Source organism: Porphyromonas canoris (genome assembly GCF_000765975.1).
Lineage (GTDB): Bacteria > Bacteroidota > Bacteroidia > Bacteroidales > Porphyromonadaceae > Porphyromonas_A > Porphyromonas_A canoris.
Map to the genome: position 1 here is coordinate 170,688 of NZ_JQZX01000006.1, position 23,624 is coordinate 194,311.

Annotated in this window: 19 protein-coding genes and 4 tRNA genes; 6 read left to right on the forward strand and 17 right to left on the reverse strand. The window is 44.5% G+C overall.

The window, feature by feature from the left end:
• Nucleotides 1-32: 32 nt before the first annotated feature.
• The 16 genes from dnaJ to HQ29_RS02315 all read right to left on the reverse strand — a co-directional run bounded on the left by dnaJ (nucleotide 33) and on the right by HQ29_RS02315 (nucleotide 17,696).
• Complete coding sequence (dnaJ, locus tag HQ29_RS02240) at nucleotides 33-1,187, reverse strand: molecular chaperone DnaJ (RefSeq protein WP_036789424.1); 1,155 nt, start codon at nucleotides 1,185-1,187, stop codon at nucleotides 33-35.
• A 27-nt stretch (nucleotides 1,188-1,214) separates the two neighbouring features.
• Nucleotides 1,215-1,760 carry a nucleotide exchange factor GrpE gene (locus HQ29_RS02245; RefSeq protein WP_036867260.1) on the reverse strand — a complete coding sequence of 182 codons (546 nt, stop codon included), beginning with the start codon at nucleotides 1,758-1,760 and terminating at the stop codon, nucleotides 1,215-1,217.
• A gap of 75 nt (nucleotides 1,761-1,835) precedes the next feature.
• Nucleotides 1,836-2,762: a hydrogen peroxide-inducible genes activator gene (locus HQ29_RS02250; RefSeq protein WP_036789421.1), complete on the reverse strand. Its 927-nt coding sequence runs from the start codon at nucleotides 2,760-2,762 to the stop codon at nucleotides 1,836-1,838.
• Nucleotides 2,763-2,808: 46 nt separating this feature from the next.
• Complete coding sequence (locus HQ29_RS02255) at nucleotides 2,809-3,603, reverse strand: shikimate dehydrogenase family protein (RefSeq protein ID WP_036867262.1); 795 nt, start codon at nucleotides 3,601-3,603, stop codon at nucleotides 2,809-2,811.
• 6 nt (nucleotides 3,604-3,609) lie between these two features.
• Nucleotides 3,610-4,347, reverse strand: a complete 738-nt coding sequence (gene ubiE / locus HQ29_RS02260) for a bifunctional demethylmenaquinone methyltransferase/2-methoxy-6-polyprenyl-1,4-benzoquinol methylase UbiE (protein ID WP_052089701.1) — start codon at nucleotides 4,345-4,347, stop codon at nucleotides 3,610-3,612.
• A 21-nt stretch (nucleotides 4,348-4,368) separates the two neighbouring features.
• On the reverse strand, nucleotides 4,369-5,319 hold the full coding sequence (locus tag HQ29_RS02265; protein WP_036867264.1) for a phosphoribosylaminoimidazolesuccinocarboxamide synthase: 951 nt from the start codon (nucleotides 5,317-5,319) through the stop codon (nucleotides 4,369-4,371).
• Between the two features lie 17 nt (nucleotides 5,320-5,336).
• Nucleotides 5,337-6,338 (reverse strand): PhoH family protein, encoded by a 1,002-nt coding sequence (locus tag HQ29_RS02270; protein WP_036867335.1) that lies wholly within the window; start codon nucleotides 6,336-6,338, stop codon nucleotides 5,337-5,339.
• A 30-nt stretch (nucleotides 6,339-6,368) separates the two neighbouring features.
• The gene (locus HQ29_RS02275) at nucleotides 6,369-6,824 is read right to left on the reverse strand and encodes a thioredoxin family protein (protein WP_036789416.1); all 456 of its coding nucleotides are present in this window, start codon (nucleotides 6,822-6,824) and stop codon (nucleotides 6,369-6,371) included.
• A 681-nt stretch (nucleotides 6,825-7,505) separates the two neighbouring features.
• The gene (locus tag HQ29_RS02280) at nucleotides 7,506-8,528 is read right to left on the reverse strand and encodes an aspartate-semialdehyde dehydrogenase (protein WP_036867265.1); all 1,023 of its coding nucleotides are present in this window, start codon (nucleotides 8,526-8,528) and stop codon (nucleotides 7,506-7,508) included.
• Between the two features lie 57 nt (nucleotides 8,529-8,585).
• Nucleotides 8,586-9,254 (reverse strand): uracil-DNA glycosylase, encoded by a 669-nt coding sequence (locus HQ29_RS02285; protein WP_036846950.1) that lies wholly within the window; start codon nucleotides 9,252-9,254, stop codon nucleotides 8,586-8,588.
• A gap of 11 nt (nucleotides 9,255-9,265) precedes the next feature.
• Complete coding sequence (locus HQ29_RS02290) at nucleotides 9,266-10,249, reverse strand: ribonuclease Z (RefSeq protein ID WP_082226820.1); 984 nt, start codon at nucleotides 10,247-10,249, stop codon at nucleotides 9,266-9,268.
• A 185-nt stretch (nucleotides 10,250-10,434) separates the two neighbouring features.
• On the reverse strand, nucleotides 10,435-11,178 hold the full coding sequence (gene rprY / locus HQ29_RS02295; RefSeq protein ID WP_369794005.1) for a response regulator transcription factor RprY: 744 nt from the start codon (nucleotides 11,176-11,178) through the stop codon (nucleotides 10,435-10,437).
• Between the two features lie 58 nt (nucleotides 11,179-11,236).
• Complete coding sequence (locus HQ29_RS02300) at nucleotides 11,237-12,754, reverse strand: sensor histidine kinase (protein WP_036867266.1); 1,518 nt, start codon at nucleotides 12,752-12,754, stop codon at nucleotides 11,237-11,239.
• 247 nt (nucleotides 12,755-13,001) lie between these two features.
• Nucleotides 13,002-14,612, reverse strand: a complete 1,611-nt coding sequence (gene pckA / locus HQ29_RS02305) for a phosphoenolpyruvate carboxykinase (ATP) (RefSeq protein ID WP_036867267.1) — start codon at nucleotides 14,610-14,612, stop codon at nucleotides 13,002-13,004.
• 194 nt (nucleotides 14,613-14,806) lie between these two features.
• Nucleotides 14,807-15,832 carry a 2-oxoacid:ferredoxin oxidoreductase subunit beta gene (locus HQ29_RS02310; protein ID WP_036789401.1) on the reverse strand — a complete coding sequence of 342 codons (1,026 nt, stop codon included), beginning with the start codon at nucleotides 15,830-15,832 and terminating at the stop codon, nucleotides 14,807-14,809.
• Nucleotides 15,833-15,836: 4 nt separating this feature from the next.
• Nucleotides 15,837-17,696 carry a 2-oxoacid:acceptor oxidoreductase subunit alpha gene (locus HQ29_RS02315; RefSeq protein WP_036846959.1) on the reverse strand — a complete coding sequence of 620 codons (1,860 nt, stop codon included), beginning with the start codon at nucleotides 17,694-17,696 and terminating at the stop codon, nucleotides 15,837-15,839.
• A 1,128-nt stretch (nucleotides 17,697-18,824) separates the two neighbouring features.
• On the opposite strand from HQ29_RS02315, the gene HQ29_RS02325 reads away from it, so the two are divergent.
• Both HQ29_RS02325 and HQ29_RS02330 read left to right on the forward strand, forming a co-directional pair.
• Nucleotides 18,825-20,543, forward strand: a complete 1,719-nt coding sequence (locus HQ29_RS02325; protein ID WP_036867271.1) for a DUF349 domain-containing protein — start codon at nucleotides 18,825-18,827, stop codon at nucleotides 20,541-20,543.
• 12 nt (nucleotides 20,544-20,555) lie between these two features.
• Nucleotides 20,556-21,710 (forward strand): hypothetical protein, encoded by a 1,155-nt coding sequence (locus HQ29_RS02330; RefSeq protein ID WP_036867273.1) that lies wholly within the window; start codon nucleotides 20,556-20,558, stop codon nucleotides 21,708-21,710.
• Here HQ29_RS02330 and HQ29_RS02335 read toward each other — a convergent pair.
• The gene (locus HQ29_RS02335; protein WP_052089702.1) at nucleotides 21,670-22,644 is read right to left on the reverse strand and encodes a polyprenyl synthetase family protein; all 975 of its coding nucleotides are present in this window, start codon (nucleotides 22,642-22,644) and stop codon (nucleotides 21,670-21,672) included. The genes HQ29_RS02330 and HQ29_RS02335 overlap by 41 nt on opposite strands.
• A gap of 240 nt (nucleotides 22,645-22,884) precedes the next feature.
• Between HQ29_RS02335 and HQ29_RS02340 the strand changes: the two genes are divergently transcribed.
• The 4 genes from HQ29_RS02340 to HQ29_RS02355 all read left to right on the forward strand — a co-directional run bounded on the left by HQ29_RS02340 (nucleotide 22,885) and on the right by HQ29_RS02355 (nucleotide 23,447).
• Nucleotides 22,885-22,959, forward strand: a tRNA-Val gene (locus tag HQ29_RS02340).
• Between the two features lie 92 nt (nucleotides 22,960-23,051).
• Nucleotides 23,052-23,126, forward strand: a tRNA-Val gene (locus tag HQ29_RS02345).
• Nucleotides 23,127-23,165: 39 nt separating this feature from the next.
• A tRNA-Val gene (locus HQ29_RS02350) sits at nucleotides 23,166-23,240 on the forward strand.
• Nucleotides 23,241-23,374: 134 nt separating this feature from the next.
• Nucleotides 23,375-23,447 (forward strand) — tRNA-Gly (locus tag HQ29_RS02355).
• Nucleotides 23,448-23,624 lie beyond the last annotated feature (177 nt).

The following is a 23,624-nucleotide window of genomic DNA, read 5'->3' on the forward strand; positions in this document are numbered from 1 at the left end:
TCAATGGCACTATCATGTTAAAGTTTCATAATTTATAATTCGTATTTAACTTTCTGCTCTTTGATATAGGCCTCTCTGTCCGATTGAGTCGGAGAGAAGAACGAAATTGCAGCCATTCTATCAATAACTTCCTTAGCCTTATCATCCATTTGGGTAGGAACATGGATGCTGATATGTACAAGCAGATCGCCCTTGATTCCTGAACGTAAAGATGGTAGGCCTTTGTTTCTAAGGCGCAAAATCTTACCGGGTTGAGTTCCCGGCTCTATCGTTACTTTCACCTTTCCGTCTATTGTCGGCATTTCGACCTTTCCACCTACCACTGCTTCCGGATAAGAGATAAGCAGATTGTAAATAATGTCGTCTCCATTTCGGATAAAGTTATCATCCGGCAGCTCTTTTATGACAACGATAAGATCTCCCGGCTCTCCGCCTCTCGGTGCAGCATTTCCTTTTCCCGAAACGGTAAGTGCCATACCTTGCTGTACACCCGCCGGGATGGAGAACGCGACCACTTCTTCTCCCATTTCGGTACCTTCTCCATGGCAGTGTCTACACTTCTTGTCTATGGTCTCACCGGTTCCTTTACAAGAGGGACACACCTGTTGAGTCTGGATGGTTCCCAGAAAACTCTGCTGTGTATGGAATACCACCCCACTACCACCACAAGTAGCACAAGAGTGTACATCAGAAGGGCTTTCGGCTCCCGTACCTCTACATACGGAACAAGTATTGCGTTTCTTTACCTTGATCTTCTTATCGACTCCTTGAGCAATCTCTTTAAGACTCAGAGATACGGTTACACGAATGTCTCCTCCTCGCGAACGACGAGAGGAAGAAGCAGATCCTCCAAAACCGCCAAAGCCTCCGAAATGTCCTCCAAAGATGTTTCCAAACTGAGCAAAGATATCATCCATGCTCATGCCACCTCCATAAAAGTCTCCGAAGCCACCGCCCATTTCAGGACCGTTATGTCCAAAGCGATCGTACTTTGCACGCTTATCAGGATCGCTAAGTACACCATACGCCTCAGCTGCCTCTTTGAACTTCTCTTCGGCTTCCTTGTTGTCCGGGTTTCTATCCGGGTGATACTTAATAGCTGTCTTCCTGTAAGCTTTTTTTATCTGGTCGTCCGTAGCATCTTTTGAGACGCCTAAGACTTCATAATAATCTCTTTTCCCTGCCATAATAAATATCTGCTACTGTACAGAAAGTTACTGTCCCACTATCACTTTAGGGTGTCTTATCACCTTATCGTTCAAGGTGTACCCTTTCTGTACACACTCTATCACTTTACCTTTCTTATCGGCATCTTCCACAGGAAACATGCCCACCGCATCGTAAAGATCGGCATCGAACGGTTCGCCAAGCACTTCCATCTCCGAAACACCCTGTGCTTTCATTGCAGAAATAAACTTGGTACGAATTATATCTATTCCCTCTGCAACAGCATCCATATCTGTTGCCTGACGGAGATTAGCCACAGCAAGATCGAAGTCGTCCGCTACATTTATAAACTGTGTCAAGATACACTCTCCGGCGGTTCTGATAAGTTCGCTCTTCTCTTTGAGTGTACGTTTGCGGAAGTTGTCATACTCCGCTCTGAGACGAAGGTGAGTATCTTCGAGTTCTGCCAGGCGTTGCTCCAACGTTGGTTGCCCCTCGGCAGCCTCTTCTGCACCCTCTTCTTTCGGCAGATCCGCTTCCGGCATCTCCTTTTCCAACTCTATATCTATCTCCTCTTTCTTTTCTTTTTTCATTGTATCTGTGTCTTTATTTTTGTCTGTTCTCCTACTTTCTTCTATGCAAAAGCATTGCCAAACTGCAAGTAAAACCTATGCCAACATCTGTCCTACCCTTATCTCGTGCATCTCAGAGGGAACAACAGAACGAATAAGCTCGCACAGATGACTCACAATACTCTCTCGGACGTAGCTCTGAGTATGCACCAAAGAGATCGGACGCACGGGTCGAGGAATGGCAAAAGGCCTCAACAGCTCTTTCTGTGCCTTAGACATTGTGGAGACAGCAAGCTCCGGAACAAAGGTTATCCCATATCCGCCCTCGACCAGGTGCATATAGGTTTCTATTCCACCCAGCTCATAGTCTATGCGTCTCTCCTTCACGGCAGGAAGAGAGCAGAACCTGAGCAGCTGATTTCGGAAACAGTGCCCTTCGTCCAAAAGCCATAGGGTCTTAGGATCTACTTTCATGCTCTTGATTTTCTCTTCTGCAAAAAGAGGTTCATTGCGGCTTACATATCCGATAAACTCTTCGTAATAAAGAGGATGAAGAGCAAAGCCGTCTCCTTTGAGGTCTCCTGCAAGGATGGCAAGCTCTATATTTCCGGCACACAACTCCTGCTCACACTTTCCGGTAGTAAGCTCTATGAAGTGGATATTGAGCGAGGGCGCTATCTTCTTCTGCGCTGTGATGATCCTGGGCAAAAGGAATGGGGCAATAGTGGGCAGTACTCCTATTCGGACACTTCCGCTAAGACCCTCTTTTTCTTCGGCAGCCAACTCTTCGACGCTTCTTATCACGCCCAAGACGTCATGCGCTTTTGCTGCTATTTTCTCCCCTACGGCTGTAAGTCTTATGGGTTGATGCGCTCTATCCACGAGAGTTACACCAAGCTCTGCTTCCAGCTTCTGTATCATGGCACTCAAGGTAGGCTGAGTAACATTACATGCCTCGGCTGCCTTTACGAAGTGCTTATGCTTTTTCAAAGCATGCAGATATTCGAGTTGTTGAAGGTTCATTCTGTATAATCTTTATTCTGATCTTCTCTTTTTATCTACAATCGGACTACTCTTCTCTCCATATTCGCCAAGCCTCTTTGGCTTGCTCTACCAGCATCATATATCCATTAAAGGTATGAGCACCATACTTCTGACACAACGCCATAAAGCGAGTAATTTCCGGGCTATAAACCAAATCAATAGCGATAGTTCCTCTTCCGTTTATCCTCTCGTAAGGTAAAAGAGGGGCAGTAGAGATATTGGGAGTCATCCCCAAAGGTGTACACTGAACAATGAGAGGGAAGCTCTCCATGACACCATCTTCATTCAGGGATGAATAGGAAACGCCATTGGTTACGGCATCCGGCGTTCTGCTTACCACATTATAGTCAATACCCTCTTGCTTGAGACAGTAACAAACCGAACGGGCAGCACCTCCGCTTCCGACGACAAGAGCTTTCGAGACATACGGATTTCCGGACTGCCGTAAAGCGTGTTCAAGCAGCTTTGAAAAACCTACGACATCGCTATTGTAGCCATACCATAGAACTTTTCCGGTCAATGCCTCACGCTTCACCTTGACAACATTGACAGCTTGAAGCTCAGCTGCTTCGGGAGATAATGCGTGCAGGTAGGAGATGATGTCGGATTTGTGGGGACTTGTTACATTAAAGCCGGCAAGAGAACCGGACATATCGCGATTTCTCTCTATCTCAGCGAGAAAATCGGTTAGCTCTTTATACGAAAAAAGAGCATAACGAGCCGGGATACCCTCCTTTGAAAAGAGAGTATTAAAAAAGGCAGGACTCTTGGAGTGTTCTATCGGATACCCTAATAGTCCATATAGAACCGGACTACTCATTTTGTTCTATTTATCTCCTACATATAGCACACAGACTCCCGGAGAGAAAGAGTAGAAGCGTGCATTTTGAAATCCGGCATCAGACATCAGTCGACACATATTCTCTCGCATCGGGACAGTCTTTATACTATCGGGGAGATACTGATAAGCCTGCTTGTCGTGAGCCACCGCTTTTCCGAGCAGTGGTATGAAATACTGCGTGTAGATCTTGTAAAATGGTTTCAATATTCGTCTAGAAGGCTCCGCCAACTCCAATACACAAAGACGTCCGCCGGGGCGCAGAACGCGAGAGATTTCGGATAAGCCACGAGAAATGTCCTGAAAGTTTCGGATGCCGAACGCGATGGTAACAGCATCGAAGCTCTGATCTTGGAAAGGGAGATCAAGGGCATCCCCATGAACAAAAGAGACCTCTTTGAGAGAGTATCCCATCTCCACTGCTTTGTACTGAGCCACTTCAAGCATTCCTTCAGTGAGATCGAGTCCCACAAGAGAAGCGTCGGGATTGGCTTCTTTCAGTGCAAAAGCCAAATCTCCTGTGCCCGTAGCCAAGTCAAGAATATTATGCGGAGCATTCTCCGAAGCCTTCTGCACACACAGCTTTCGCCATCTCTTATCTAAACCGAGAGACATTATCCCATTGAGTTTATCATACTCTTGGGCAATGTTATTAAACATAGAACGGATAGACTCTGCCTCTTTATGGTAGAGTCTATCCCGTTCTATCTGTTCTTGTTGCGACATTATATCTAAAGGGGATTGATCTTAAAGACTATCAATAGCCTTACAGATAGCTCCCTCTATGCGTTCTGAAAGTTTTGAAGTATCTCCTTTTACAAACTTCTCGCCTATGATATTCTCATAAAGCTCTATATAGCGTTCGCTGATACTTTCTACGTATTCATCGGTAAACTCAGGCATTACATCGCCATCTCTTCCTTGGAAGTTGTGATCTATGAGCCATTGGCGAACGAACTCCTTAGAGAGTTGTCTCTGAGGTTCTCCATTTTGGAATCTCTCCTCGTATCCTTCGCTGTAAAAGTAGCGAGAAGAGTCGGGTGTATGAATCTCATCTATAAGGTAAATCTCTCCGTCTTTCTTTCCGAACTCATACTTGGTATCCACCAAGATCAATCCTTTCTCCGCAGCCAGCTCTGTACCTCGTTGGAAAAGGGCATAAGTAATCTCTTCTAAGCGTTGATAATCTCCCGCAGATACCAGACCGGAAGCGATGATCTCTTCTTTGGAGATGTTCTCATCGTGTCCTTCGTCTGCTTTGGTGGTAGGAGTGATAATGGGTTGAGAGAACTTTTCGTTTTCTCTCATACCTTCGGGAAGTGTGATGCCACACAATGTACGTTCTCCTTTCTTGTATGCTCTCCAAGCACTTCCGGTAAGATAGCCACGAATAACCATCTCAACCTTGAACGACTCGCACTTGTGTCCTATGGTAACCATCGGATCAGGAGTGGAGATTTTCCAGTTCTGAACAATATCCGCAGTTTTATCGAGATGATATGCAGCTATTTGGTTCAAGACTTGTCCTTTGTAAGGGATACCTACGGGAAGGACGACATCAAAAGCCGAGATGCGGTCGGAAACGACCATAACCAGTATATCGTTTTCTATCGTATAGACATCTCTTACCTTGCCTATATACTTTGCGGTTTGTCGAGGCAGGTTAAAGTCGGTTTTTGTTAATGATTTGCTGTTCATAGCTATTGGGATATGATTTATAAACTTGAAGTTTTTGAGCTTTCACTCTCTTTTTTCTCTTTCTTAGCCTTTTCTTGTTTGTCAAACTTATCGTAAGCGTTTACGATCTTCTTCACCAGAGGGTGTCTCACGATATCTTTGGCATTATAATCTATGTGTCCGACCTCCGTTATTCCTCTAAGGATATAAAGTGCCTGCTTGAGACCGCTCTGAGTACCGACGGGGAGGTCTATCTGTGTCATATCTCCGGTGATGATCATCTTTGCGTTGTTTCCCAAGCGAGTCAGGAACATCTTTATCTGATGTGGCGATGTATTTTGGGCCTCATCGAGGATGATGATCGCATCCGAGAGCGTTCGTCCTCTCATGAAAGCGAGAGGCGCTATTTGGATCACACCCATCTCCATGTACTCTTTGAGCTTCATGGGTGGAATGAGTTCTCCGAGTGCATCGTACAGAGGTTGGAGATAGGGATCCAGCTTGTCTTTCATCTCTCCGGGAAGGAAACCGAGCTTCTCTCCTGCTTCAACAGCCGGACGACTGAGGATGATCTTGCGGATTGTTTTGTTCTTGAGAGCTTTCACCGCGAGGGCGATAGCCATGAATGTCTTTCCCGTCCCGGCGGGTCCGGTTGCGAAGACGAGGTCATGCTCTTCGACCAGGCGCACCATCTCTTTTTGGTTTTCATTTCGGGGCGATATGGGTTTACCATTGAGTCCGAAGATCAACACATCGTTGGATGGTGTAGAGGAGGAGACATTGTTGTCTCCTCCTCTTGTATGTGCGAGTATCACCTCTTCCGATAAGGAGTTGAAAGTCTCTGTGTATCGTTCCAGTGTTCGCAGCAGGGAGATAAAGGCAGACGTTTCTTCTTCCTCTCCCATCACCTTTATGAGGTTGCCTCTGGCTATGATTCTCAGCTTCGGATGTAAATCTTTCAGCAGCTGGATGTTCTTGTTGTTCAGCCCGAAAAAGATTATCGGGTCTGCGTCATTCAGAACAAAGATCCTTTCCAACATCTGCATGGGTGGCTTTACTCTTATCGGATATTACTTTTTAAGAACCTCTTCTATCTGCTTTTTGAACACGTCGTAAGGCAGATTTCCTGTATTCATAAGCGGTTTACCTTTCATTGGGACGACGAGAGTCATCGGTATGGAGCGTACTTTGAATGCTTCGGCGAGTTCTCTGTTGGCATCCACGTCCACTGCATAGATGTATATCTTGCCTTTGTACTCTTTTGCGAGGCGTTCGAGCGTAGGCTTAAGCTGACGGCAGGGTCCGCACCAGTCCGCATAGAAATCTATGATACAAGGGATGTCTCCCTTATAATTCCACTCGGCTCCGTTCTTGTAGTCGTGTATTTTTACTCTGAATGTTTCCGCGTCAATTTTAATGATACCGCCCTCTGCCTTTGAGTCCTTTTGTGCGGACAGTGAGGAAGGGAGCAGAAAAAGTACCACTGCGAGTACAGAAAGTAGTGAAAATAGTCTTGTTCCTTTCATGGTTGTTTTTTTCGTTTTTAACTGATTGGTATAATAATAATTCATCATGTCTGCCGACCGCAAATATAGTATTTTTCCACCTTATTTTTTACAGACGGAGCAAAATGATAGCCATCGCCTCAAGATTGATAAGAACCAATCTGAAAAACGGTAATTACTAAACCGAAGAACGGTAATTACCAAACCGAAGAACGGTAATTACCAAACCGAAGAACGGTAATTACTAAACCGAAGAACGGTAATTACTAAACCGAAGAACGGTAATTACTAAACCGAAGAACGGTAATTANAAACCGAAGAACGGTAATTACTAAACCGAAGAACGGTAATTACTAAACCGAAGAACGGTAATTACTAAACCGAAGAATGGTAATTACTAAACCGAAGAATGGTAATTACTAAACCGAAAAACGATAATTACTAAACCGAAGAATGGTAATTACTAAACCGAAAAACGATAATTACTAAACCGAAGAATGGTAATTACCAAACCGAAGAATGGTAATTACTAAACCGAAGAATGGTAATTACCGATTTTGAAAACCATAATAATCCCCCGAAATACGGCTAATAACTCCACAAAAAAGAGACCAAGCTCCGGAACCCGGATGCTCGGTCTCTTCTTTCTTCCGTTATACGTGCGGAGCAATCTCCCAAAATAATCGCCTCGCTTTCGGGCTGCTATTTTCCGCTGCAACTCTTCCCGCGAGACAGCAGCAGCTCCGCGATCTGCACGGCATTCAGAGCCGCTCCCTTGAGGATCTGATCACTCACACACCAGAAAGTTATGGCATTCGGAGAGCAGAGATCTTGGCGAATACGACCGACAAAAACCTCATCTCTGCCGGAAAGATCCCTTGGCATCGGATAAGATTTACTTGACGGCTCGTCCAAGACAATCACTCCCGGTGTGCGGAGAAACAGTTCGCGAGCCTGTTCGGGTGTCATCGGATCCTTCATCGTAACCCAAATGGATTCGGAGTGTGCACGAAGTACGGGCACTCTCACGCAGGTAGCACTCACGTTCAGATCCGGAGCATGCATGATCTTCCGCGTCTCGTGGAACATCTTCATCTCTTCCTTCGTGTAGCCATTGTCCGTAAAGACATCGACCTGAGGGATAAGGTTATGAATAAGAGGGTAGGCAAACTTCTCGGCACGAGGCTCTCTGCCGTTTGCAACAGCCACGGTCTGCTCCTCCAACTCCTGCATCCCGGTGGCTCCTGCTCCACTTGCAGCCTGATAAGTGGAGACATGTACGCTCTTGATCGGACTCACCTTATGCAGCGCATTGAGAGCGACAACCATCTGAATGGTCGTACAGTTCGGATTGGCAATAACGCCCTTCGGATGCTTGAACGCATCTTCCGGATTCACCTCCGGAACAACCAAAGGGACATCCGGATCCATCCGAAAAGCGCTTGAGTTATCTATCATGATCGCTCCGTGCCTGGTGATCGTCTCGCGGAAACGTTCCGAAGTGCTCCCCCCGGCAGAAGTAAACGCGATGTCGATACCTTTGAAATCGTCATTCTCCTTCAACTCCTTTACCACATACTCCTTACCAGCCACCGTATAGGTCGTACCCGCACTCCGGGAAGATCCGAAAAGAGTCAGAGACGTGAAAGGAAATGCCCTCTGCTCCAAAACCCGAAGAAGCTCCTGCCCAACGGCACCACTCGCTCCTACTACTGCTATGTTCATATCATTATTTCTTTTTTAAGAGTTAATTATTGCTCTGCAAATGACAGAGCGTTCCGATTATTTGACCCACTTGATGGGTTGGATTCCGTGCTGAACAAGGAAAAAATTTGCCTTACTGAAAGGCTCGCTTTTCCAAAAACCATTATGCGCCGAAAGAGGCGATGGGTGCGCAGATCTGATCACATAATGCTTCGACGTGTCTATAAACTGCTGCTTCATCCCGGCTTTACTGCCCCACAGGATGAATACCAGATGCTCTCGCTCCCGGCTCAAGACCTCGATGACTCTGTCCGTAAATATCTCCCATCCCATTCTGCCATGAGATGCCGCCATCCCCTGCCTTACCGTAAGAATACTGTTAAGTAAGAATACACCCTCTTCTGCCCAATGGGTGAGATCTCCGCTCATCGGCTCCGGGACTTTAAGATCCGATGCAAGCTCCTTGAATATGTTTTTCAGCGATGGAGGGATAGGACTTCCGGGAGAGGTAGAAAATGCCAATCCGTCCGCCACACCGGGAGTATGGTAAGGATCCTGACCTAAAATGACAACCTTTACTTTATCAAAAGGACAGAGATCGAAAGCCCTGAAAATATTCTTCGCCTCAGGCGCCACCGGCTCCGAACGATATGCGGCTTTTACTTGAGAAACAATCTGCTCGAAATAAGGGCGGTCAAACTCCTCTTTCAGTCGCTCTTTCCAAGACGGTTCTATCTTTACATCCATGTCGATATATACTATTGTAGTTGGCTTCGCAGCTCCTTCAAGTCCAAAAACATCCCCTCATTGGCTGCGATTGTTCTGGGATGATGTTCGGCAGCTTCACTTCGCAGGCGTTCCATATCAATAGAGCGAGAGTAGCGCGCCGAGTAATGCCCTATCAGCAGATGACCCACCTCTGCAGCTGCGGCTATCTTCCCGGCATCTTCCGTCGTGGAATGAAAAGTCTTGGCAGCACGCTCCTTCAGACTCTTCTCAAAGGTCGCTTCATGATAAAGCAGATCCACTCCCCGTATGTGTGGAACTATCGAAGGAGAGTATGCCGTATCGGAGATATAAGCGTAGCTATAAGGCTTCCGAGAGGGATGAGTAAGACGAGAGTTGGGAATAACAATGCCATCTTCAGTAACAAAATCTGCTCCCAACTTTATCCGATTGAACCAATAAACAGGAACACCATAAAAATCAGCAGATGACCTATCAAGAGCTTTCAACAAGTTTTTTTCTCTGAACAGATATCCCACAGCAGGCATCCTGTGTTTTAGAGGAATGGCTTCTACCGTAATGCTCTTATCTTCAAAAACAACCATAGGAGCAGCTTTATGATCTATCTCATGAACATGAAACCGAAGCTCTTCCTCGGCGCAGAATGTCCGAACAATATAATCCACAAAGTCGGCTATCCCTTTTGGACCGTAAATATGCATCGGAAATGTCAGCTTCTGCAATGCCATCGTACTGAGCAGTCCGGGAAGACCAAGACAATGATCTCCGTGCATGTGCGAAATAAAGATACGATGCAAAGAAGAGAACGGCACCCTATATTTCAAAAGTTGTATTTGAGTTCCCTCTCCACAGTCCACCAAGAAACATTTGTCTCGCAAACGCACCATCTGAGCACTTGGGAAGTGCGACAAAGAAGGCTTTGCAGAGCCACAACCTAAAATGTGGACGCACATGCCATCTCCCGTGTAGTGCAATGTAGATTTCTTAGAAGACATTTATTATAATTATAGTGATTAGGATATAGGAATCAAGTATCTTCGTTTGTAATGGCATCTCTTGTTCTTACTTTCTAAAGAGTAAAAATAGAGAAAATTTCTCTTCCTCTAATCATCTAAAACAACAAAGGGCTGTATCAAGATTCATATTCGTCCCGATACAGCCCTCATGCTTAATCTTAATATTATATCACTTGAATATTTTCTTCAGAAAGAGGAAGATCTGCCATAGGAGTGATCAACTTATACCCCTTACCATGTATATTGATAATCTCAACATTAGGATCATCTTTCAATAGCTTACGAAGCTTTGTGATATAAACGTCCATACTTCTTGCGTTGAAGTAAGTATCTTCATTCCAAATAATGTTCAAAGCATAGTTTCTCTCCAGTACATCATTGGCATGGCTGCAAAGAAGAGTCAAAAGTTCTGTCTCTTTTGTAGTAAGTTTGGTAGACTTATTACCAATAGAGAGGATCTGCTTTTGAGTATCAAACAAGAACTCTCCGATCTTATAGAAAGGAGTCTCTTTGATCTTTTTACCTTTCACGCGACGAAGAACCGCTTCTATACGCATTACCAACTCTTCCATGCTGAACGGCTTGGCAAGATAGTCGTCCGCACCAAGTTTGAAGCCCTCCAAAACATCTTCCTTCATATTCTTAGCTGTGAGGAAAATGATAGGAAGATCCGGATTGATATTACGGATATCTTGAGCCAAAGTGAAGCCATCTTTCTTAGGCATCATTACGTCCAATACACAAATATCATACTCTGTCGGGTTTTGAGCTATTTCATTATAACCGGCCTCTCCATCAGGAAATAGTGTAGCCTTGTAGCCTTTTGCTTCAAGATACTCTCTTAGAAGCAAACCTAAGTTCTCGTCATCTTCACAGAAGAAGATTCTAATTCTTTCATCCAAGTTCATAGTATAAATGTTTTAAAGGGTTATATAATTTTTCTGTCTTTATTTTTACTATCTGCATTTACTTGTTCTTTATAATAGGGAGATAAATAGAAAACTTCGTCCATTGACCCGGCTCGCTTTCCGCTTTGATGCTTCCGTTCATCTGTTGCATAAGATTTGCCACATAAGAGAGCCCCAATCCGTATCCTTTGACGTTATGAACATTTCCGGTAGGGACTCTGAAAAAACGCTCAAAAATCTTCTTCAAATACTCTTTTTTGATACCTATCCCATTATCCAATACATAAATACACAGTTTATCTCCTTCATTAGCCGTACCGATCTTCAGCTGCAACGGGACCTCTTCACGCCTGTACTTTATAGCATTATCCAGCAAGTTGGTAATGATATTTGTCATGTGAGTACGATTGACAAAGACATCATTTTCCGTAGCATCCAATTCTATATCAACAGTTCCTCCAATGCCTTCGACTTTTATGCTGTATGTATTGGCAATCTCAAGAATCAGTTCCTGAATATCCAACTCTTCCATTTTCAGAACAGTGGAATTCTTATCCAAAAGCGAGGTATAAAGAACCTGATCCACCAGATTACTCAGCCGTTTCGTCTCCTGATCTATTACTTTGAGCCTATTCTGTACTTGCTCCCGTGACAGATTCAAGTTGTTATCCATGAGAAACTCGTTTGCAAGACGAATAGTACTCACCGGTGTCTTCAGCTCATGCGTCATGTTGTTCACAAAATCATTCTTAATGATAGCTAATTTACGCTGCCTGGTAGCCCGAACGGTAGTGTAAATAAACATTCCCAATACGAAAATCGTAAACAGAGCACTCGGCACCCAAAAGTCTATCGTCTCATACAGATAGTCTCCTCGTCCCGGAAAATAAACTCTCAGAAACAGATAACGAGACGGCCTGTCTTTCTTAAAAATGAGCTGCGAGAACGTAGACTCTGCCTCTCCTTTTGGTATTTTACCTGTTGAGAAATAGCTGTGATTGTTCTTATCCACCACATCGTAAACGTAGTAAAGATTCACGCCATTATTCTCAAGCTCAAATGCAAGGGCGTTTTTAAGTTGAGTTCGCGAAATTCTCTCATAGATAGGAAGCTCGTCATTTTGGGTAATCATATCCAAAACAACCTCATTCATGATCTCCTTTTGATACTGAAACTTCTTTCGCAGCTCTTCCTGCAACTTGGAAGAAGTCGCAACGAACTGATCTTCTTTCTTTGCCCAATGAGACTGGCTGACCTCAGGAAGCTGATCAAGCTGGAACAGCTTAGGGTCGATAGTTGTGGTATAAAGGCTCGTGCCGCTGCCGAGCAGATCGGTCGAAGGAGTGGTTTCTGTTATGGAAACCTTTCTCCCAAGCAGCTCGCTCTGCAATATGCGTCGAGCTTCATCATATTCCAATTGTCTGCTCACATTGCTAAGAGCTCTCCTGACGGCAGAATTAAACTGCTCTGCACGAGAGTCATACATAATGGACACATAGTTGATTTGCATTACCAACAAACCTACAAGTGTGAATACTGCCAGAACAACGATAGGCCATATGATGGACTTTCTCATGTTGCAAATTAAGAGAATAAAATCTTGCTTTTAATATAATAATAGTTAAATATTAAGCTTCACTTTGTTAATAATACTTGTTTTGAGGAAGAGTAAAATCTATTTGACTCTTTCATTCTATTCACGGACAGGTACTAAAAGACTTAACTAAGGGATCTAAATAAAAAGTTGAGAACCTACCTCTTATCAATTGCTGTCTGATAAGAGATAAGCCCTCAACAATATCTGCATTACTTCTTCCGAAGTATTATTTCAATTTCGGTCCTGCCTCCACAAGAGCCTTACCGACTTCGTTACCTGTAAACTTCACAAAGTTCTTTTGGAAACGCTCTGCTAAATCGACAGCCTTCTTATTCCATTCGGAAGGATCTGCATAAGTATCTCTCGGATCGAGAATCTTAGGATCTACGCCCGGAAGTTCGGTAGGCACCTTAAAGTCGAACATTGGGATGTTCTTGGTTGGAGCCTTATCGATAGATCCGTCAAGGATAGCATCGATGATTCCTCTTGTATCCTTGATAGAGATACGCTTTCCTGTCCCATTCCATCCTGTGTTTACGAGGTAGGCTGTGGCACCGGACTGCTCCATTTTCTTCACAAGCTCTTCTGCATACTTTGTTGGGTGAAGAGAGAGGAATGCTGCACCGAAACAAGCGGAGAATGTAGGAGTTGGTTCTGTGATACCACGCTCTGTTCCTGCAAGTTTGGCAGTAAATCCGGACAAGAAGTAGTACTTGGTTTGTTCCGGAGTAAGGATAGAAACCGGAGGCAATACTCCGAATGCGTCTGCCGACAAGAATATCACCTTATTGGCATGTCCTGCTTTCGACTTTGGTCTTACAATGTTTTCGATGTGATAGATCGGGTAAGATACACGTGTGTTTTCGGTAACACTCTTATCCTCGAAGTCGATCTTTCCATTTGCATCCACTGTAACATTTTCCAACAAAGCATCACGACGGATAGCGTTGTAGATATCCGGTTCGTTCTCCTTGCTTAGGTTGATAACCTTAGCGTAGCAACCGCCCTCAAAGTTGAAGATACCTTCATTATCCCAACCATGCTCGTCATCACCGATAAGTCTGCGCTTAGGATCGGTAGAGAGTGTTGTCTTTCCTGTACCGGACAGTCCGAAGAACACGGCAGTCTCTTTACCATCCATGCTGGTATTTGCAGAGCAGTGCATTGAAGCCATACCATTTAGAGGAAGAAGATAGTTCATGTAAGAGAACATACCTTTTTTCATCTCACCACCATACCATGTATTAAGGATGATTTGAATCTTCTCTGTAAGGTTGAATACCACTGCTGTCTCCGAGTTAAGACCAAGTTCGGCATAGTTGTCCACCTTTGCTTTGGAAGCATTGATGATCACAAAATCCGGTTCACCGAAGTTCTTGAGTTCTTCTTCGGTAGGACGAATAAACATATTGGTAACAAAGTGAGCTTGCCATGCCACTTCCATGATAAAGCGAAGTTTAAGACGGCTGTTCTCATTCGCACCGCAGAAAGCATCGACAACAAAGAGTCTCTTATCCGAAAGCTCGTTTGATGCAATCTTTTTAAGTTCATCCCACGCTTCTTTGGTGATAGGTTTGTTGTCGTTCTTATACTCTTCAGAAGTCCACCAGATAGTATCTCTGGTTGTATCGTCCATCACGAAGAATTTATCTTTTGGAGAACGTCCTGTATAAACGCCTGTCATCACATTTACTGCGCCAAGCTCTGTCACTTGACCGCGTTCAAAACCTTGAAGATCGGGTTTTGTCTCCTCTTCATAAAGCAGATCATAAGAAGGATTATAGACAATCTCTTTGACATTGGATATGCCATACTTTGATAGATCTAATTTTGCCATAATGTTAGATTATAAATATTTAGATGTTGTGTGTTACTATATACTACAATAATTTCATTTAGTGGATTACGATAATGGAGACCAAAACAGAAAGTACCTCTACTCAAGAAGAATTGTCATCTCTGACTCCTTGAGCAAAGGTACTTAGATTTATTCTACTGACCAATAAATAAGCCTACTTATTTATTGTCAATTTATTCATTGATCCAGCCGGCTATATTGTACATATGGGCTTGAAGCGTGTGTATATCGGTCTTAGCTTGTGCTTCTTTCACCTGACGTTCCACCTCTCTGTCGTAGATCAAATCGGGGACATCACGGATCACACCCAAAGCGATAGGCATATCATCCGACATCATTGCGAGCATACGATGCAAGGTATCATCCTTACAATGTGCGTCGTGAACCAATATATCGTCTTCCGTATAGCCATCTTCACCTATCGTAACAGATTTAAGACGCAAACCATCCAGCACAAGACCTTTGTTCTTATCCGCTCCGTAGATCATCTTTTTACCATGTTCGAGGTAGATGGTACGGTCTGCACGAACCTCTTTTGCCGAATAATCGCGGTGAGTACCATGGTTGAAGATCACACAGTTTACAAGCACTTCGGTTACGGAAGTACCCTCATGGTTGGCTCCTGCAAGCATACACTGCTGCATCATCTTCATATCCACGTCCAATGCACGGGCAAAGAAGCGTCCGCGAGCACCGAGAGCAAGCTCTGCCGGTATGAACGGGTCTTCCACTGTACCCATCGGAGAACTCTTGGAAACAAATCCGCGTGCAGATGTAGGAGAGTATTGCCCTTTGGTCAAGCCATATATCTTGTTGTTGAACAATACGATATTGATATTGACATTCCGTCTCACAGCATGGATGAAGTGGTTACCTCCGATGGCAAGACAGTCTCCGTCTCCTGTTATAAGCCAGACATCGAGTTCGGGATTTGCGGTCTTCACTCCGGTTGCAATGGCTGCACCTCTACCGTGTATAGAGTGAAAGCCGTAAGTGTTCATGTAATAAGGCAGACGAGAAGAACAGCCGATACCGGAAACCACTACGGTATTGTGAGGCGCCACACCTCTTTCCGACATTGTTTTGTGTATGGTTGCAAGCACACCGTGGTCGCCACATCCGGGACACCAACGTACTGCTTGCGCGCTCTTATAATCTTTTGCCTCGTATTTGGTCGTTGCAATATCTTTAGTATCCATTCGTTTAAGCGTTTAAATAGGTTTTTAACTCTTCTACTAATCTCCACACCTTGAATGGCTGTCCTTTCACTCTGTTCAGTGTATGTATATCCAACATCGGGAACTTTCCTCCCAAATATTGAGCGAATTGACCCAAGCTTTGCTCGATAACCACTATTCGCTTATACTTTCTAAGGATAGCCTCTGTGTTACGAGGCAGAGGATTGATATACTTAAACTGAGTCATTGCAACCTTATGACCCTCTCTGCGAAGTGTTTCACAAGCTGTATATATGTGTCCGGCTGTACTTCCCCAACCCACTACAAGCAGATCTGCGTTCTCATCACCTTGAACTTTCTGTATAGGAAGCGTATCTGCTATGCGTTCTACTTTCTCTTTACGAGTAAGCACCATACGTTGGTGGTTGTCCGGATTGGTGGATATTGCACTGGTGTTATAGTCTTTTTCCAGACCGCCCACACGGTGAGTATAGCCTTCCATACCCGGAACAGCCCAATATCTTACCTGTGTTTCGGAATCTCTTCTGTAAGGTTTCCAATCTTCCAACGCACCTTTGTAATGAGTAGGAGCGTAAGGAGGCTTGATTTCAGGATATTTGTCCAAGTCCGGAATGCGCCAAGCGGAAGAACCGTTTGCGATATAGCTGTCTGTAAGAAGGATCACCGGAGTAAGATGTTCGAGAGCAATCTTCGCCGCTTCAAATGCAGCATCAAAACAGTCCGAAGGCGATGTGGCAGCTATTACCGGCATAGGGCTTTCGCCATTGCGTCCGTAGAGTGCCTGCAGAAGGTCTGTCTGTTCCGACTTGGTCGGTAGCCCCGTAGAAGGACCGCCTCTCTGTACATCCACGATCACAAGCGGAAGCTCTGTCATAACCGCCAAGCCCATTGCCTCACTCTTTAGAGCAAGACCGGGACCCGATGTGGAAGTTACGGCAAGGTTTCCGGCAAAAGATGCACCTATGGCAGTACAGATACCTGCAATCTCATCTTCAGCCTGAACAGTCTTTACACCAAGATGCTTCAACTTAGCCAACTCGTGCAAGATATCCGTAGCCGGAGTAATAGGATAACTACCAAGGAAGAGCTTCAAACCTGCTTTCTCAGCCGCTGCAACCAATCCGAGAGATGTAGCCTTATTACCATTTATATCCATATAGTGCCCCTTTTCTCCCGTCTTACCTTCTATGCGGTAAGTCATCGCCGATGCGTGAGTGTTGGCACCATAATTATAACCATCTGTAAGAGCCTTTATATTGGCTGCAAGAACCTTCTCTTTTCGCGCAAATCTCTTTGCAAGGAGTTTCTCTGCATGGTCGATCTCTTTTCCGAAAAGCCAGCAAACCAATCCCAAAGCGAACATATTCTTACAGCGCAACTTGTCTTTCGGTTCCATGTCAAACTCATTGAGCCCCTCTTTAGTCATAGAAGAGATGGGCACTTCCATGATCTGCGCTTGCGTCAATTTGAGTTCTTCAAATGGATTTTCCGTGGCATACTCTGCCTTCTTCAAGTCTGCCGGGGTGAAAGAGTCCGAATCGCAAAGGATGATTGCGTTCTTCTTAATTTGGTTAACATTGATTTTTAGTGCAGCCGGGTTCATTGCTACAAGGCAGTCTGCTAAATCTCCGGGGGTATGAACAGCATCCGTTCCAAGGTGAACCTGGAAGCCGGAAACACCGCTGAGAGTACCTTGAGGAGAACGAATCTCTGCCGGAAAGTCCGGAAACGTTGAGATCTGATTGCCGAGTATTGCGGCAAGATCGGAGAAAAGGTTGCCAGTGAGCTGCATTCCGTCTCCGGAGTCTCCGGAGAAGCGCACCACTATATCCTTTACAACCAAAACATCCGGGTTTTTGTCCATAATGTTACGTTTTTAATGTGTTGAATGTTGTGCAAATGTAGTGAGTTTGCACAGTATTTTCAAAATTATTAGCTATTCCTTTCGTAATGCTCCCAAACACCCCTCTTTATCTCTCTTTTCAGAGGGTCATCCTCCAGGCGGTCTTTACGTACAACTTCAACCAAAACACTCTCCACATCGTGGACAATTCGAAGAAGTGATCAGACGACCAAAGGCTGACTACAAGAGAAAGATGCTATAATAGTAAAATGTAATCGTTTGTTTCTCTTTCAAAGTGATGCAAAGTTACTATTTAATTCATTGAAAATTCAAATATTATTGAAGAAAAACATTCTCGCAGCAGAAAAGAGGAGAATCTCCCGGAAAGAAATGGGGTTGGTATAAAAAATTAAAGGATGTCTCACGACATCCCCTAACCATCTTTGTTAACCTTAAATCTAATACTATTATGAAAAAACCACGATGCAAAGGTAAGGACTTTATTTTTAATATGCAAATCTTTTCGGGAGAAAAGAGCATAAAAGTAACAATTTTATTTTGACGAGCAAGCAGAAACGTAGATATTTCGCCACTTTCAAGAGAAATCATATAGTTTGTTTCAAAACAATAAAAAATCACAACCACTACATTTGATAGTGATCACACCACAAAAACAGGAGCTTAAAACAGTGTCTGAACAGGCAAACAAGATGGTTTTATCCCGTTAAAAACCTGCTCTAAAGCCTTTCGGATCTACACATCAAAGCCTGAAATCCAAAAATCAGGGTTTGACTTGCAGAAATCAAAACATGAGTTGCAGAAGTCAAGACACGATTTTCACATCTGAAAAGGTTCACGAACAGATCTCAATACGTTTACTATACCTTATATATATACTAAAGCGGTTTAATACCCCCGGTTCTCATCGGAAAAATGAGAACAGATGCCGTAAGCAACAACAATAAGAGACACAAACAACAAGAGGAAAAACCGACAGAAACAGGCAGAAAAACGGCAACACCCTTGAAAACAGACAGCTCCGACGAGCAGAGCCTGCATCAAAACAGCGTTAAAGTGTTGCGGTCTCCATTTTTTTCATTTATTTTGCAAGTAAGAACCATATCACTCTTTATAATTAAACGGTAACACATGGAAGAAAAGAAAGAAGATATGCTCCCTCAGGATAATGAGGTAGCAAGCATAGGCATAGAAGAGATAGCCAACCGAATGGAGGAGCTATTGAATGCTAACGAAGTACCTTCCCGTGAAGATGCAGACAGACTATCCGCTTACTACTACCGCCTAACCCCATCTGCCGATGGACAGGAGGGTTCGGAAAACGAAGCAGCGGTGCTCCGGTATATGCAGATCCTGACAAGGTATAAAGAGGTTCGTGCGGTTCAGCAAGAGCGCATTCGTGAAGAGATTCGTAAGCATACGGAAGAGAAAGGCAAGCTCCTCGACAGAATGCAGGAGTTGCTCTCCTCAACGGAAGATATGTCCGTCATCAAGCAACAGTTCAACAGCATCAGAGAGCAGTGGGATGCACTGGGAGAGGTAGACCCGACAGTGAAGTCCGAGTATCTTTCTCGCTATTCCAAGCTGATGGAAGAGTTTTACGAGCTTAAAAATCTTACCAACGAGTTTCGCGACTTAGACTTCCAAAAGAACAAAGAGATCAAAGAACAGCTCATCGCAGCAGCGGTAAAGCTAAGCGAGAGCGATGATCCTATATCTGCCTTTAATGCTCTCCAGCTTCTTCACGACAGGTGGAAAGAGACCGGTCCGGTGGCTCCGGATCTCAGAGAACCCATGTGGAAAGAGTTCAAGGATGCTACTGTGATCGTAAACAAAAACCACTCCTCCTTCTTTGAAAAAAGGAGAGAAAACGAGAAGAAAAACCTTGAGAAGAAGACGGCTTTGTGCGAAAAGGCTGAAGCCATCCTTAATCCTCTCCCCTCTACGGGCGAACAGTGGAAAGCCGCAGCTGCTCTCATCGAAGCACTGAGAGAAGAGTGGAGAACCATAGGCCCGGTTCCGAAAAAAAACAATACAGAGATATATAAGAGATTCAGAGAGGCTACGAACAGCTTCTTTGCACAACGACGGACATCCGCAAAGATGTTCAGAGAAAAGATCGACAAGCATCTGGAAAAGTATGCTCAACTTCTCGAAAAAGCGGAAGCCCTTAAAGATAGCACCGATTGGGTACCTACGAGCCAAAAACTGATGGATCTGCAAAAAGAGTGGAAAGAGCTTGGAGGTCTCGGTGTAAAGAGTGCGGAGGCAAACAAGCTGTGGCACGCCTTCCAGGCAGCCTGCAATCACTTTTTCGACAGAAAGCAGGCAGACCTGAAAGATCGTAATACAAAAAGAGAAGCCAACCTGAAACAGAAGAGAGAGATAGCTTCCAAGATGGAGAGCCTGTCTGCTTCCGAACTCTCTCCGGAAGAGTTGGCAGAACGCATTGCCGAGTTGCAGGAAGAGTGGTCTAAGGTGGGGCTTGTTCCGGCGAAGCATAAAGATGAGATCAATGATGCTTTCTACTCTGCGCTCAGAGCGGCTCAGGCAAAAGCCCACAAGGGAGAGCCGGGCAAAGGTCGCCACTCGGGTCCTCGTTACAGCACTCCGATAGAGGAGATGAACAACGATACTATCAACGGCGAAATAAGAAGCCTCAACACACTGCTTGAGAAGATGGAGCATGAGTTGAAGCAATACGAAAACAACCTCAGCTTCTTCAGCGCATCGGGAAGCGGCAAAGATGCCCTACTGGCTCCCGTTATAAAGAAGATGGACAACCTGAAAAGAGAGATAGAGAGACTTACAGAACGCAGAAAAGCTCTCCAAAAGGCTCTTAAAGGATAAGGCATAAACAAGATGTGTAGTACTCTCTTTGTATTCAATCCGGGGTATGAAGAGAGTCTTCTACCGCACTTGCGAGGAGGCTATACCCCTCCTAAGCAGGTTCAAAAGATGAGAGAAGACCTTGCATTGCTCCCGTTCTACTTGGGAGCAAAAAGTGGGGATTCTCTCTTTTCTTTTTGTCCCGAAAGATGGAAGAATGCACAAATGCCGATATGCGGAACGCCTGTTTCGGAGCTGTTGCCCCGAAAAGAGAAGCAGTACAACCTTCTTCCATGGGGTTGGAGTCCGGATCTGCATGACATTCCTTATAATATAGGAAGTATTCCATCAATGGATGAGATGCGCCTTTGGGGCAGCAGAAAAAGCAGCTATATACTGCTTGATGCTCTGCTGGATAGCTATCCGGAAAGATTTCAGCTCCCTAAAGAAGCGCTCAGAACCATCTCCACGCAGGATGAACTGGAGCAAGAGCTCCGGACAAACACCCCGAAAGTGATAAAGAGTCCTTACTCCTCTTCGGGCAGAGGGGTCTTTTTCTTGGAAAAGGGGATAAACCGAGAGGATTATCTCTACTCTTCTCTCACAGGGCTTCTAAAAAAACAAGGGGAGCTATACGTAGAACCTTTTCTCGAAAAGGAAAAAGATATGGCTTTCGAGTATTACAGCTCCAATAAGAGTGAGGAAAAGTTTCTGTTTCTTGGACGTTCGGAGTTTATCACAGAAAGAGGTAGATATATCGGGAACAGGGTCAGCCCGGAGTTGAAGTCCGACAACGCCGAAGATCTGGCAGAGATCATCCGGCAAGCTCTCCCCTCTGTTCCGGCTCTTGATACCTACGAAGGATTTTTGGGTGTGGATGCCATGAGATACAGAATAGGCAATAGTGAGATCGGATACCACCCTTGTGTAGAGCTGAATATTCGTCCGACGATGGGACATATCGCTCTGTTTCTCTCCGATTACTGCACATCCGGCACGTACAAGATAGTCTACTTCCCCAAAGAGGGAGAAGCATTGGAGTACGTATCTGCCATACAGAAGTCGGCAATCATAGAGGGAGGAAAAATAACAAGGGGAACAACATCGTTGCTCCCCGTCGATAATAAGACCCAATTCCTTGCTCTGCTTAGCGTTTCCGACTCCCAACAAAGTGGCAAAGGGCTATAAGATCTCTTTTTGCCTCCCCTTCAGGGACGAATTGTTGCAATATCGCCACCGCCTCGGCAATATATCTGTCCACTTGTTGCTGGGCATACTCTATTCCTCCATTCTCTCTTGCAAAAGAGATAAGAGTGGTAATCTGTTCGTCCGAAAGCTTCTCCTCCTTGAGAATCTCTCTATATTTCTCTGCATCGGACGCTTTCTCCAATGCGTATATAAGAGGAAGGGTTACTTTATGTTCACGAAGATCATTTCCGACAGGCTTACCCAAATCCTTGTTTGAAGAGGCTTCCTGATAATCGAAAATATCATCTTTTATTTGGAAAGCATAGCCCAACAGAATACCTGCATGGAATATCCTATCTATCACTTCCTCGTCCGTAACATCGGATAGCAACACTCCGATCTTCATCGCAGAAGCTATGAGATAAGCGGTCTTCTTCTTTATGATGTTCAGATACTGTTCTTCGGTAGGCGCATCGGTGTGTGCCAAATCGAGCTGATAAAGCTCTCCTTCGGAAAGTTCACGCCCCAAAGCCATCAAAACGTCCAGCACAGCCATGCTATTGCTCTTGACCGCAAGATAGAGACTCGTAGATAAAAGATAGTCTCCAACCAGGACTGCCGCCTTGTTGTCCATGATAGAGTGCAACGCCGGAATACCTCTACGTCTGGGAGTATTATCCACAACATCATCGTGGATAAGCGTTGCCGTATGAAGCAGCTCGATATACACGGCGGCATCCAGTATCGGATCGGAGATCGGTTTGAAGCATTTGGCCGTGAGCAACAAAATGGCAGGACGAACCTGCTTACCCATAGAGGCATACAGATGCTCCAATGCGGAGGAAAGTGTAGTAGATCCACTATCCAACGCCTGCATATATCTGGTTGTAAAGAGAGCGAGCTCACGCTCTACGGAAGAGATTATTTCTTTCAAAGCTTTATTGATATGATGTGGACAAAGAGCTTCTCTGCCCTCGTTTTAGCTTTCAAATATAATAAAACTAATGCGTAACGTGGCTATGGTAAGAGAAAAAGAAGGTGTACTCTTGCCGTATCGAAAAAAAAGTATATCTTTGCACAGAATTTACACGGCATAGCGATGCCGCACAGCAGACCCGTTTAAGGATCTACTCTGAAATTCTTCACAAATTGCTATAATGTAGTAATAAGATTGGGGCTCTTAGCTCAGCTGGTTTAGAGCACCTGCCTTACAAGCAGGGGGTCAATGGTTCGAATCCGTTAGGGCCCACTTTTATTCCTCACGTTCTTCATGTTTGGCATTCTCTCTTTACTTCGGTGAAGATGATGCTCTCTTTGAATACGGAAACCGAAATATATTTCGGGCTCTTAGCTCAGCTGGTTTAGAGCACCTGCCTTACAAGCAGGGGGTCAATGGTTCGAATCCATTAGGGCCCACAACTAAAACTCCGAATAAAAAGATAAGAGAACGTGATCGGGCTCTTAGCTCAGCTGGTTTAGAGCACCTGCCTTACAAGCAGGGGGTCAATGGTTCGAATCCGTTAGGGCCCACAGGTTAATTGAAAGACAAGAAAGTTATCAGGAATAATGATTCTTGTTTTTTTATGAAACCTTTTGGTTGATAAAAAGTTTTTCTTAACTTTGCAACGTCGAAAAGGGAGGGTCTCTTTTCAAGACAAAAAATCGCGGAAGTAGCTCAGTTGGTAGAGCATAACCTTGCCAAGGTTAGGGTCGCGGGTTCGAGTCCCGTCTTCCGCTCAACAAAAAAGAAGAATAACGCCTTGAAGTTTCAGGGCGTTGTTTTTTTGTGCAAAAAAAGCAAAAGAATATTTAAGCTTCTTTTTCAAATCTCTTTTTCAATTGCTATCTTTGTAGTTGACTTCTCATAGAACATCACTCTTTCTTGTTTTTCTTCTCACAAGCAAGTGTTTGTAT